Source organism: Kribbella sp. HUAS MG21, assembly GCF_040254265.1.
Taxonomy (GTDB): Bacteria; Actinomycetota; Actinomycetes; order Propionibacteriales; family Kribbellaceae; genus Kribbella.
On the sequence record NZ_CP158165.1, the window covers coordinates 5,403,634 to 5,417,331 of the forward strand.

Annotated in this window: 8 protein-coding genes; 7 read left to right on the forward strand and 1 reads right to left on the reverse strand. The window is 65.6% G+C overall.

Features of this window, described 5'->3' with window-relative positions:
• Positions 1-67: 67 nt before the first annotated feature.
• From ABN611_RS26350 to ABN611_RS26375, 6 genes are all read left to right on the forward strand, one after another.
• The gene (locus ABN611_RS26350; protein ID WP_350274913.1) at positions 68-9,019 is read left to right on the forward strand and encodes a LamG-like jellyroll fold domain-containing protein; all 8,952 of its coding nucleotides are present in this window, start codon (positions 68-70) and stop codon (positions 9,017-9,019) included.
• 2 nt (positions 9,020-9,021) lie between these two features.
• Positions 9,022-9,414, forward strand: coding sequence for a hypothetical protein (locus tag ABN611_RS26355; RefSeq protein WP_350274914.1), 393 nt, complete (start codon positions 9,022-9,024; stop codon positions 9,412-9,414).
• A gap of 412 nt (positions 9,415-9,826) precedes the next feature.
• Positions 9,827-10,255 carry a hypothetical protein gene (locus tag ABN611_RS26360; protein ID WP_350274915.1) on the forward strand — a complete coding sequence of 143 codons (429 nt, stop codon included), beginning with the start codon at positions 9,827-9,829 and terminating at the stop codon, positions 10,253-10,255.
• 320 nt (positions 10,256-10,575) lie between these two features.
• Positions 10,576-10,704, forward strand: a complete 129-nt coding sequence (locus tag ABN611_RS26365; protein WP_350281685.1) for a hypothetical protein — start codon at positions 10,576-10,578, stop codon at positions 10,702-10,704.
• A 75-nt stretch (positions 10,705-10,779) separates the two neighbouring features.
• Positions 10,780-11,592, forward strand: a complete 813-nt coding sequence (locus ABN611_RS26370) for a helix-turn-helix domain-containing protein (RefSeq protein WP_350274916.1) — start codon at positions 10,780-10,782, stop codon at positions 11,590-11,592.
• A gap of 69 nt (positions 11,593-11,661) precedes the next feature.
• Positions 11,662-12,240 carry a dihydrofolate reductase family protein gene (locus ABN611_RS26375; protein WP_350274917.1) on the forward strand — a complete coding sequence of 193 codons (579 nt, stop codon included), beginning with the start codon at positions 11,662-11,664 and terminating at the stop codon, positions 12,238-12,240.
• 177 nt (positions 12,241-12,417) lie between these two features.
• Here the strand turns inward: ABN611_RS26375 and ABN611_RS26380 are convergent, their stop codons facing one another.
• Positions 12,418-13,023, reverse strand: a complete 606-nt coding sequence (locus tag ABN611_RS26380; protein ID WP_350274918.1) for a hypothetical protein — start codon at positions 13,021-13,023, stop codon at positions 12,418-12,420.
• Between the two features lie 200 nt (positions 13,024-13,223).
• Between ABN611_RS26380 and ABN611_RS26385 the strand changes: the two genes are divergently transcribed.
• Positions 13,224-13,622, forward strand: coding sequence for a hypothetical protein (locus tag ABN611_RS26385; protein ID WP_350274919.1), 399 nt, complete (start codon positions 13,224-13,226; stop codon positions 13,620-13,622).
• Positions 13,623-13,698 lie beyond the last annotated feature (76 nt).

A 13,698-nucleotide genomic window follows, 5' to 3' on the forward strand; every position in this document is an offset into this window, starting at 1 on the left:
CGCGGGGAAGCTGCCGGCGCCGCTCCCCCCGGGGCAGAACAAGGTTGAGCCGCCAACGCTACGGGACATGTTCCCGGTGACCGCGGCGAAGCCTGTGAACGCCGCGACGAAGCAGCCGGCGCCGAAGCCTGCGGAACCGTTGCCATCGACGCGACTGCCGGTCAAGGGGTTCGACAAGCAGACGAGCCGCGAATTGCCGGAGAAGCGGGACCGGTTTACGAAGACATATGCGAACACCGATGGCACAGAGACGAGCGTGGTGTCGCCGGCGCCGTTGAACTTCCAGAATCCGGATGGGTCCTGGGCGGAGATCAACGCGAACCTGCAGCCGCGAGAGGGTGGCGGCTGGGAGACGATCTCGACGGAGGTCTATTCGTGGATCGCGGGCCAGGCCGATGCGGATCCGGTGGCGGGCATCGAGTTGGGCGAGGGACGCAGCGTCGGTTGGGGCGTGGCGGGTGCCGCTGCTGTGGCGGGGCAGATGTCGGGCAGCAGGGTGGTCTTCCCGGAGTTCATGCCTGGCACCGATCTGGAGGTGGAGTCGCAGCCGCGGGGGATCAAGGAAACGATCATCCTCAAGTCAGCGTCGGCGCCTCGTTCGTTCGTCTTCCCGCTCAGTCTCAGCGACAACCTGACCGCATCGCTGGTGGGCCGGGAGGTCGTGCTGGCTGATGAGCATGGCGTGGAGCGGGCACGGATCCCGGCCGGCTTCATGGAGGACTCGAACACGGTCGAGGTTCGTGCAACGTCGGACGCGGTGACCTATGAGTTGTTGACCGTTGATGGCCGGCAGGCGTTGAAGGTCACGGCGGACAGCACGTGGTTGGACGATCCTGCGCGGGTTTTCCCGGTACGGATCGACCCGACCGTGATTCCGACGGATCGGGTGACGCCGAACTATGCGGTCAGCGCGGGCGTCAACGGTTCGATCAGCGGTGCGAGTGATCTGCAGGTGGGATGCCGTCCGGCTGCTGGTACGACGAACTGTTCGTCCACGACGGGGTGGAACGCTTACACGTCGTTGTTGTCGGTCCCGAGCCTGGTGGATGCCTTCCGGTACGACACGATCGTTGCGGCGCAGTTGGAGGTGTACAACTACCAGGCGGACACGTGTTCGTCGCGGGCGCTGGATGTGTATGGCGTGATGGAGGGCTGGCAGTCGACGCCGCTGGCGAGTCTGAAGTATCCGGGCCCGCAGGTGACTCCGTCGGTAATCGCGTCGAGGAGTTTCTCGCGTGGCTATGTGTCGAACACGACGGGTACGACGGCGTGTCAGCCGATGTATGACGCACTGCCGTTCAACTCGGCTGGCCTGTCTTGGTTGCAGAGCTTGGTGGACGGCAAGCGGTCGAACTTCGGATTCGCTCTGTTCGCGAACCAGCGAGCGGATCGGTACTCGTGGAAGAAGTTCGCCGGGATCAACACGGCGAATCCTCCGAGGCTGGCGGTGACGCATTCGCCGTACCACGCCTCGTACGCGTTCCGGGCGCAGGACCCGGCGGACTATGTCACGCAGGACAAGGCCGGCAAGTTTCCGATGACAATCACGAACCTGGGCGCGTTCACGTGGCAGCCGGGTGACGACTACATGAGCTACCGGATCTACAAGGACGGGCAGCTTCAGAACTGGTCGGTGCTGTCCACGCCGATCACGACGTCCGTGCCGCACGGCGGAAAGATCAATCTGGACGTCGCAGTGGGTGCGTTGCCTGGGTCGGCGGAGGGGATCGACTACCAGATCGAGTTCTCGATGGTGCACCGCGACACGACGATTCATCGCTGGTACACCGACTGGGGTGTCAGACCGGCGCCACGGTTGATCACCATCCAGAACGTGCCACCGGTGGTCGATCCGTCGCAGGTCTGGCCCTTGAACGGTGCCCAGACGTACACGTTGACTCCGCAGGTCTGGGCGTCCGGTATCGATCCGGATGCTCCTGAGTCCACTTTGAAGTACAGCTTCCGGGTCTGTGAGGTCGTCGGTGACAACCCACTTGTGGGCTGCTTCTTCAGCGGTGGGTATACGTCGTCGCGAACGTGGGTCGTGCCTGCTGGGAAGCTTGCGTGGAACCGTGAGTACCAGTGGCAGATCTATGTCGAGGACAACGACGGGCAGCACACGATCGGCACGCCGATCACGATGTTCACCGATGTGCCGCAGCCTGCGATCACCGGCCATATCGCGAACAACGACGGCAAGTCGCAGGACAAGCCGTATGACCCGGCTATCGGCAACTACACGGCATCCGCACTTGACGTGGTTGTGCCGGTGGCGGGCCCGGAACTGAACGTTGCGAGGACCTACAACAGCCTTGACCCGCGACGTGACGGGTTGTTCGGCGCGGGCTGGTCGAGCCGCTATGACATGCGACTGGTGATCGAGAACGACGGCAACGCGCTCGTGACCTATCCCGACGGCCGCCAGGTGCGGTTCGGCGGGAACGCCAACGGGACGTTCGCGGCGCCACGCGGAGCCAAGACGACCTTGACGGCCGCGTCGGCGACGGGACCATGGACGCTGCAGATCGTGCCGGGTACGAAGTACGAGTTCGCGGCGGGTACGGGGAAGCTGAGCAAGATCTACGGCACGCAGGGCAAACCTCTCGCACTGGCGTACCGTGCTGACGGGACCTTGGAGTCCGCGGCGAGTCTGGACGGTGCCGGCCGGAAGCTGACATTCGGTTGGACGGCCGACAAGAAGCACGTCGCGTCGGTCAGCACGCAGCCTGTCAACGGCACGCCGCTGACGTGGACCTACGAGTACACCGGCGATGCTCTGACCAAGTCGTGCAACGCAGAGCAGAAGTGCACGACGTACGGCTCGGAACAGGGCTCGCACTACCGCAGCGCCGTGCTCGACAGCAAGCCTGACGGCTACTTCCGGTTCGCCGACGACGGCACGGACAGCGACGCGACCAACGAGATCGACATCGCGCAGCGCGACGCCTTCGGCACCTACACCAACGTCCAGTTCGGTCAGTCGAGCCCGCTGAGCGGTGTCGGCGACGCGGACAAGTCCGTCTCTTTCAATGGCAATTCCTGGGTCTCGCTGGCGAACGGCCTTGCGACGCGCAGCCGCGACCAGGCAGTCGAGTTGTGGTTCAAGACAAGCGGCTCGACGAGTCAACCGCTGCTCGGCTATCAGAAGCAGAGGCTGGGCCCGACCACGACTGGCGGCATGCCGGTGCTGTACGTCGGGGCGGACGGCAAGCTCCGTGGACAGTTCTGGCACGGTACGGCTGAGCCCATGACATCGTCGACACTGGTCAACGACAGCCAGTGGCACCACGTTGTACTGAGCTCGATGGGCACGAGGCAGTCGCTGTACCTCGATGGTGTCGCGATCGGCACCATCACCCAAAGCGTCGTGGACCACGCGCAGTTCCCGGTGAACGAGATCGGGGCGTCCGTGGCGGCTGCTCCGAGTGCGTGGCCGTCGTACGGCACGCAGACGGTGCGATACTTCACCGGTCAGATCGATGAGGTCGCGCTGTACTCGCATCCGCTGACGACGAGGGATGTGCAGTCGCACTGGCAGCAGGGCCGCAACGCGTCCGATCAGCTGACATCGATCACGTCGGCGGGCGGTCGTACAACTGCCGAAGTGCAGTACAACCGGGCCAACGACCGAGTCGAGAGGTATGTCGACGAGAACGGCGCCGCCTGGATCGTAGGCATCCCGGAGATGCCGCCCGGCTCCCTGTGGCTGACCAGGCTCAAGAACTTCCCGCGCCGCATCGTGCACGTGACCGGGCCCAACAACGCCGATTACGTCTACGAGTACGACGCGCTTGGTGGTTGGTTGCGGCGTACCGGTCGGCCAAAGGGTGAGGGCACACGTCAGCCGCCAACGGCAGGCACGACGCAGAACTGGACCGATGGCACGGGGTATGCGATTCGCAGTTACACCCATGACAAGAAGGGGCAGTTGACCGCGGTCACCAGTGAGATGGGTGATGTGGTCGCGATGGGGTATGACGATCGCGGGAACGTGACGTCGACGAAGACATGCCGTGCTGCGGGAGAGTGCTATACGTCGTACACGACCTATCACCGCGATGACGCGTGGCCGGCGTTGGATCCGCGGTGGGACAAGATGGCGACGCTGCGGGACGGGCGGTCGGCGAGCGCGACCGATGACACGTACAAGCGGTACTCGAATCTGACGGTCAACGGCGATGTTGCGTCGGACGTGAGCCCGGACGGCTGGGTCAAGTTGTTCACGTACACCGATGGTGTGCAGCTCGGCCCGGATGGAAAGCCGATGCCGCCGGGGCTGCTGAAGACTGAGTCGGTGAAGGTGAACGCCTCGACGACCGCAGTGACGCAGTACCTGTACGACCAGTACGGGACCGTGGTGCAGACGACGGCACCATCCGGTCTGGTGACGAAGTACACCTATGACGAGATCGGGCGGAAGAAGACCGAGACCCAGATCTCGGACACCTACCCGGGCGGCGTCACGACAACGTACGACTACGACAAGATGTCGCGGATCACGGCGGTGACCGGGCCGGTGACGACGGACGCGGTCACGGGGGAGCAGCACCAGCAGCGAGCCGAGCTGGAGTACGACGCGGACGGCAACGTCGTGAAGACGACTGCGCGGGATTTGAAGACGTCGGACGAGCCGCGAGTGACGACGATGAGCTACGACGACCGCAACCGGCTGGCGTCGACGGTCGATGCCGACGGCAAGTTGTCGCAGCAGGGGTACGACGAGTCGGGGAACCGGACTTGGTCGGAGGACGCGAACGGGAACCGGTTCGAGTACAAGTACTCGGATCTGAACATGTTGACCGAGGTCTGGGACATGAATCTCCCGGCGGATCCGAACAACCCACCTGTCGACGGTCCTCGGGAAGGAATCGACTACGCCGTCCGGTCGAAGACGCAGTACGACCTGGCCGGGCGTAAGCGGTCCGAGGTGGATGCCATGGGCCGGCTGGTGACGTACGCCTACAACCTCGACGACACGCTCAAGACCAAGACTCTCGAAGGTTTTCACAAGCCGGACGGCTCGACGCGGCCATACGTGCTGGAGAAGAACACGTACGACGGGGCCGGAAACCGGATCGAAGCGGTCACCGACGACGGGGAGACCACCACGAGGTACACGATCGACGCTGCGGGCCGGGTCGCTTCGGAGACCATTGATCCGGACGGGTTGAAGCGCAAGACGTCCTACACCCGTGACCTAGCCGGTAACGTGACCCGTCAGGAGAACACTGGTAACTGGTCGAACGCCACCATCGCGGGGGAGACCGCGGTGACCGAGGCGACCAACTATGTGTTCGACGCGGCCGGGCGACGGGTGTCGCAGACCGTGGAAAACACCTCGGGTGCGATGACGACGTCCTGGGCCTACGACCAGCGCGGGCTCGCCACTTCGATGACCACGCCGCGCGGTAACGCGAGCGGCGCGGTCAAGGCGGACTTCACGACGGCGTACGTGAACGATGAACTCGGGCGGCTCATCAAGACGATCGCTCCGAGGGTGAAGGCCGAGCAGGACGGCGGGACGCCGGCCGATGTGCAGCCGACCGCGATGGTCGGGTACGGCGCGTTCGGGCAGGCGACCTCGTCGAAGGACGCGCTCGGCAACGTGGTGAAGTCGACGTTCGACAAGCTCGGCCGCACCGTCGAGGTGACCGCACCGTCGTACACGCCGCCGAGCGGGACTGCGGTGACGCCGAAGACGAGCCTCAGCTATGACGCGGTCGGGAACCTGCTGCAGCAGATCGACGAGCGCGGGAACGCGACCCGGTTCACCTACGACCACCTCAACCGGCAGATTCAGGTCGACGCGCCCGGCAAGACGAACGACGAACGGGCGGTCACCAAGATCACCTACACCCCGAACGGGGACGTGGAGACGACGACCGACCCGCTCGGCGCTGTCAAGAAGTACACCTACGACGATCTCGACCGGGTCGTGACGTCGACCGACGTCGAGCGGAAACCGACCGCGGCGAACTTCGTCACCCGGCTGACCTACGACGACCGGGACAACGTCATCAATGCCCAGTCGCCGTCAGGTGCGGTTGTGCTGAGCGAGTACGACACGCTTGGACAGTTGACCAAGTCCACGGACCCGAACAACGTCGTCACCCAGCTGGGCTACGACTACGCGGGCCGGCAGGTGCGCTCGTCCGATGCGATGGGGCGCAGCAGCATCGCGACGTACGACAAGGCCGGGCAACTGGTGGCGTCGAAGACCTTGAATGCGTCGAACGTCGCCCTCGGCACCACCGTGCTCGGCTACGACCTGGACGGGAACCTGGTCTCGTCGGCACCAGCATCGGGGAACCGTGCTTCGACGTACACCTACGACGCGCTCGGCAGGCTGACCTCACAGACCGACCCGGTGTCGGCGACAAACCAGATCAGCATCTCCTACGGGTACGACGCCGCCGGGAACCGGACCCGCTACACCGACGGACGCGGGAACTCGACTACCTATACGGTCAACACGCTCGGCCTGCCCGAGAAGGTCATCGAACCGTCCACCACTGCCCATCCCGCGCTGGCTGACCGGACATGGACGGCGTCCTACGACGCGGCTGGGAATCCGGTGTCGCTGCTGTCTCCGGGTGGGGTGCAGCGGACGCGGACCTTCGACGCGGCTGGGCGGCTCGAGGCCGAAACGGGAACCGGTGCAGAGGCGCCAACCGCGGCTCGGAACCTCACCTACGACCTGGCCGGGCGGCTAGCGACCTCCAGCGCGCTCGACGGCGTCAACACCTACACCTACAACGACCGCGGCATGCTCCTGCGCGCCGACGGCCCGTCCGGTACGTCGACCCACGGCTATAACCCCGACGGTCAGCTGACCCAGCGGATCGACGCTGCCGGAACTGCGGACTTCACGTACGTGAACGGTCGACCGGCGACAGTCACCGATCCGGTCACCCGCATCCTGCAGACCCTCGGCTACAACGCCGCCGGGCAACTCGCCTCGATCGACTACGGCTCCAACCGGGTCCGCACGATCGGCTACGACACCTACGGCCGGATGAACTCCGACGTACTCAAAGCCGGCACTGCACCCGTCTCGTCGATCACCTATGGATACGACGCCGACAACAACGTCACGTCGAAGAACACCACGGGTGTCGCCGGTGCCGGCAACAACACCTACGCCTACGACCAACTCGGCCGGCTCACCTCCTGGACGAAGGGAACAACCGCCACCGGCTACGAGTGGGACGCCAACTCCAACCGCACCAAGGCCGGCACCAAACTGGCCTCGTACGACGAACGCAACCGCCTGCTCAACGACGGCACGTCGACCTACACGTACTCACCCCGCGGCGCACTGCTCACCGAGACCACCGGAACGACGACCGAGGCATTCAGCTTCGACGCGTTCGACCGGATGATCACCCGCTCCGACCGCGACTTCACCTACGACGCCCTCGACCGACCCATCCAGGCCGGCACCGCGCGGATGCGCTACGACGGCTTCAGCGATGAGGTCGTCTCGGACGGCACCCAGTTCTTCGGCCGCGCCGCCTCCGACGGGCTGCTCGCGGTCGGCTACGAGACCACGAAACGCCTTGTCCTGGCCGACCGACACGGCGACATCGTCGCAGGCTTCGACCCCGCCGACACCACCCTCGGGACTGGTCTGCCGGACACCCGCACCTACGACCCGTTCGGAAACTCGACCAATGCCACCGGGTTGAAGTACCGCGTCGGCTACCAAGGCGACTGGACCGACCCACGCTCCGGCGACGTCAACCAAGGCGCCCGCTGGTACAACCCCGGCACCGGCACCTTCAACTCCCGAGACACCATCACCCACAACGCCGGCACAGCAAGCTCGGTCCTCAACCTGTACGGCTATGCAGGTGGAAATCCGATCACGCTGAACGATCCGGACGGGCACCGCCCGAGCGACCCCGAACTCGAACGCGGGTGCGTCTGGACTGTTCCCGACCCGCTTAATCCCAATGACGACGCGCGGCCCATCAGAGTCTGTCCCGAGGATCCCCCAAAGCCGCCACCCCCGCCCAAGAAGGACTGCAAGAAAACAAACACGTGCCCCCCGAAGAAGTGCACGAAACCGGGCGGTGGAAAGCACTGCCCGCCAGAACCAGACCCCAAGTGCCACGGCCACCCGAAAGGCTGCGATGGCGACGGCGGTGACGGTGACGGTGGAGGCGGTGGCGGCGGTTGCAAGCGCGGCTGCGGCCCGAAACCGCCTCCGAAATGCGACGCACAGTGCCAGCTGAAGAAGAAGATCAAGGCGGAACAGGATGAGCTGGAGCACGAGGCCAAGACGATCGACCAGCCGCCACCTGGCGACCCCGTCTGTGCCAGTGGAAACCCGCTCTGCCCAACCGACCCGTCACAGCCGGCCACCGTCGTCACCTCCGGAGACGACCTAACCGACGAAACCACCGCCTGGTCCGACCAGCAGTACCAACACGCCCTCGACTCCACCGGTTCCGTCGTCGACAGCGTCGGCACCACCGGCTCCTACAACTGGTTCAACAGCATCCAGATCTGCCATTCCGCCAACTGCGGCCACCCGGGCCAGCCAGCCATCGCGGGTGCACCTGGCGGCGGTGTCATTGCCGGCGGCATCATCCTGGCCGGTGCGGGAGTCCCGATCGGCGACGCGATCGGCCAACTCATCGACCAGATCCTGCAAAATGCGGCCTCGGGATCCGACAACACCGCTGGCGATGCTGGATCCAACGCGGGTAGCAGCAGCGCTGCCCAACCGCCAGACGACGACGGCGACTATGATTCATGTGGTGCGCCGCCAAAGGCGCCGTGCAGACTGGTGTCGCGGCCAAACGCAATAGCCAACGAGACTGGCTATACGGTGAAGCAGATCAAAGATGCTATTCATAGAGTGAAGAATGATGCGGCATGGCGTGGTGTCGGGTCGAGAAAGAATCCGGACATGCTCGTCAATCCGAGGACTGGTGACGTGCATCCACAGCTTCCTAATGGGAAACCGGGAGATGTTATTGGAAACATCTTCGACTATCTACCAGGTGGGTAATGATGCTCAGAGAATTGCCGGATCGGTGGATATTCGGAGTCCGCGACTCGCGTGTCCTGCGCGCAGAGATGCACGCGGATGTACATCGTATCGAACTGGCTAACGAGTTCTTGATCTCAACCGATGCGGAGGTAGAACTGGCCGATGCGTCGATGACCGACCTCGCGCACGCGCAAGCAACGGTAGTCGGAGACCTTGCAATGCTTGTTGGCAAGGAGGTCGCGTCGCTGGTGGCGTTCAAGAGCGGAGTGGTAAGGATTGTGCTGCGGCCGGGGTATCATGTCGTCATTTCTCCTAAGGGTTCCGAGCAGACTTCTATCCGCCAGTCGGGGATTTTCGAATGGATCGGGTTCCGCGGTAACAGCGAGATGGCTGTTGTCCGGGACCAGGAGTGACGATTGGCCGATGCCGTAAGTGAGTGCCTCGTCAGTATCGTGAGTCAGTAGTTCGGCGTTAGTCGGTATGCGGTTGTGATACCGAGCCTGAGGTTGATCTTGTGGTGTCCGACGCGGAGCGGTCGGTGCCGGCCGGATGGTCGCGCGGCGGCGGAAACAGCGCTGGAAAGAAGCTGGAGAGCACGCCGCCGGCGCCTATTTCGTGTCAGCGACGGCGTCATCATCCGGGAGCCCGGCGTCGCCGCGATTCTCACCGCAGCGCGCGACCTCGTGGCCACCGGCGACTACGAGCTGTACCTGACCCGATCGCAGCCAACATGACGGCCGACGATCGGATCCTGACGCTTGCGCGCTCCGAGCCGCCGAGAGGCTGCTCTCGCCTCCGAGTCGTGGCAAGGCAAGTTTGGGTGTGATGGTGACTGGTAGTTGGTGGGAAGAGACGGTGTATGCCGAGCCTCCGCTTGCGGGGCTCGGGCGTTGTGATGCGTCGGAGGTCTTCGACTGGCTGGCGGGGCGCTTTCCGGTCAGTGAGACCAAGATCGATTGGGGTCGCGTTGACGGAAGGCATGTGCACCGGCGGATCGTGGATGACACGCGGATAGTCGAGGTGGTGTACCGGGAGGTACTGAGGCGCCTTCGGGCAGGCGGGGTGGTCGAGCATGTCGGGGACGGTCTCTCGCCGTACGGGATACGCTTTGACGGCGACAACGCTGCTTCGGTCGTCGGTGCATTGCTCGAAATACCCGAGCATCACTATTTCCTCGCTGGGGATCGCTCGTGGATCGCTGTGGTCACCACCGAAGGCGATTTGGATATCGTGGATCAGTTGGGGTCTGTGTGATCGCGCAGCTCGACCAAAGAGGAGGCGTGGTCGGTGATTCGGTCGGCCTGAGGAGTTTGTCCGGCTTCGGGAGAGTTCGGATCCGCAGAGCTATCGTCGAGCGGCGCTCGAGGAGGCTGCTCCGGGTGTCTGGATGGAGATCGTCGAGCGATTCCCGGACGAACGCGCCGGTGTCGCGCAGAACAAGACCGTTCCGCTCTCGTGCTGGAGGTGCGGCCGCCGATCCCGATCCCCGCGTGCGACACATGGTCGCCATGAAGCGAAAGCTCACGGCTGCTCTGCTGGTGAGGTTGGCGGACGATCCCGACGAATCGGTGGGAATGGCGGTCGCACGACACCGGAACACCCCGAGGGAGACGCTCGAGTCGCTGGCTCATGACACCTGGGATGCGATCGCGCGCTACGCGACCACCCGACGGCAGGCTCCGTCACCTGCTGATGAGACTTGACCAGCGAGGGCATCCCCGTGCGTGCGTTACCGGTGCGATGCTGGGGGTGTGGAGTATGTGTCCAGGGTGCCGCGGGTGCCGCTTGATGGGCTGATCGACGACCTCTATTACCTGGAGGGTGTGCCGCCGTATGCGCGGTTCATGTTGCCGCCGAGTCCGTCGGCACTGCTCATCGTGAATCTCGGGGCGCCGTTCCGGATTCGGGCCGGCAGGGACGTCGAGCTGGCCGAGTATGCGGACGGTTGTGTGGTCACCATGCCTACCCGCGCGGTGGAGTTCGGGTACCCGCTCTGGACCCGGTCTGTCGGGGTGCACGTCAAGCCGTGGGGGCTGGCGCCGTTCCTGGGGATGCCCGCGGCTGAGCTCTGCGACCGGCCGGTGACCATCGAGCAGGTTTGGGGCCGGGCCGCGGTCGCTGAGCTGCGAGAGCGGCTGGCCGCGGCGGACGGGCCGCACGAGATGCTGACGCTGCTCGAGGAAGAGCTGATGCGACGGCTCTGCGAGACCGCCGGAGTGGGGCTGGTCCGCCATACGAGCAGCGTCATCGCGGCGGCGGACGGGGCGGTGTCGATCGGTGAGCTGAGCGTGGCGGCCGGTGTCAGCAGCACTCATCTGGCGCAGCGGTTCAAGGAGCTCGTCGGGGTCACGCCGAAGCGGCTGGCCCGCACCTATCGGCTCACCGCCACGCTGTTCTCGATCGACCCCGCCGGACCTGTCGACTGGGGCGAACTCGCCGGTGCCGCGGGGTACTTCGACCAGGCCCACTTCGGCCACGAGGTCCGGGAGTTCACCGGGCTCACGCCGACCCGGTACCTCGAAGTCCGGCGGCGGTTCCAGCGCGAACACCCCGGCCACGTGCTGGAGGGCTGGCCGCTGCCGGCCGATTGATTTCTTACAAGAGCGCCAGCTCACGACGCGCTACCTTGAGGGCTCCCCAGAGCAGAGGAGAGGAGTCCGATGGGCAAGGTAGTCATGTACGCCTCGGTGTCGGTGGACGGCTTCGTCGCGGACGAGAAAGACCAGCCCGGACCGCTGTTCGACTGGTTGACCAGCGGCGACGTCCCGTTGGACGAGAGCGGTGTGGTGAAGGTGTCGCAGGTCTCCCACGACTACACCCGCGCGTACTGGGACCAGATCGGGGTGACGATCGCCGGCCGGCACGTCTTCGACATCACCGACGGCTGGGACGGGAGCCCTCCGGCCGGGATCGACCACGTGATCGTCGTGACGCACCGCCCGGCACCAGACGGCTGGGACCCAGAGGCACCGTTCCACTTCGTCGACGGCATCGAGGCCGCCATGGCCAAGGCGCAGGAGCTCGCCGGTGACCGCGTGGTCGAGGTCGCCGCCGGCGATGTCGGCGGCCAGATGCTCGCCGCGGGCCTGGTCGACGAGGTGCGCATGGACGTCGTGCCGGTCGTGTTCGGGTCCGGCAAGCGGTACTTCGGCTCCGTCAACGCCCAGCACCTGTTGGAGGACCCTGAGGTACTCCAAGGCGACCGCGTCCTCCACCTGCGCTATCAGGTGCGCCACTGAATGAGGGTGCCGGACCGGGAAGCGCCTCACGGCGCGTGGCCGCTCGTAGCGGCTTATTTTGGGACCCGGGGCTTGCACCGGCCCGACACCTCGAACAGTGTAGCGGGTGCTCAAACCCCTTGTCCTGTTGGCTTTCCGGACGCTGGACGCCATAACATCCGGCGCCGCGCGGTGCAACTACCAGAGGTTTCCGGCGCGTTCGGTGCGGGCGGCGATCTGGAGCTGGTCTGCGGTCTCGACCAGTTTCGAGGCGGCCAGGACCCGGTCGTGGCCGTCGTCGGCGAGATGCGCGCGGCCCGTGGCCACGATCCGCGCGAACGCTGCCGCGCGGTCCAGGGTGGTGGCGAAGTCGCCGGTCGCGACGCCGCGCAGTACGGCGTCCACCATGTCGCGGACCTCGGTGGGACCGGGTGGTTCCGCGACGCCGGCGACGACCGCGTGGACCTCGGCGTACTTGCGGCCGGTGGTGAACTCGCGCGATACCTCCTCGGCGTTCGCGTGTACCCAGGAGCGCAGGACGTACAGCCGCCACAGCGCGCCGGGTAGCGAGTCGGCGGGGGAGTCGGACCACAGCTCGGCGAGCTCGTCGAGGCCATACTCGTCGGCCAGCTTGACCACCCGGGCGTGCACGTCGGCGTCCTCGGACTTCCGCACACCGCGGACCAGCAGCTCGGCGGTCCGGTGCGCGGCCTCGCTCACGGTCGCCGGATCGGCGGCCCCGGGCAGCGACTCGAACAACTTGTTGCCGGGCATGATCGGCCGACGCGGATTGGGGGTGGTCACGGCCTCCATGGTGCCTGACGCGGCGAGCCGTCGCATGTCGACCGGGCCGGGCTGCGTACCGAAGAACGGGTAGTGGTCCCCCCTGCTCCAGACCCGCGGTCGGGTGCCCGGCGTGGCCTGCACCGCCGGAGGACCGCCGGAGCCGACCACTACCCGTTCTTCGGTACGGGGGTGACCGCAGGGATCAGTACGCTCGGGATATGGCGGGTGGAGCGAACGGGCAGGGCCGGCTGGCGAAGAACCTGGTCAAGTACGGCGTGCGGTACGGGCCGCTGGTCGTCGAGGCGGTGCGGCACGGGCGGGAGCCGGCGCAGCAGGCGGTGCAGGCCGCGCTGGCGAAGCGTTCCGCACGGCGGAAGGCCGTGGAGCACGCGCTGACCGTGCGCGACGGGTCCTTGCTGAAGGTGATCAAGGACGGCCAGGCGATCTTCTTCGTGTTCTCCGGCGACGCGATCGTCACGACCTACCCGGCGGTGCCGCAGAGCACCTACCCGGAGCTGCTGCGGCATGCCGACCTCGACAAGCGCGAGTCCGGCGCCGCCCTGGCCGCACGAAAGCCGAAGCTCCCGAAGCTGCCGAAGGTACGCCGCAAACGTTGACGCGCGCGTAACATTCCGGACCCGGCAGGGCAACAGGCCCCACGCAGAGTGGGAGGACGTTTTCACGAGGGAGGGC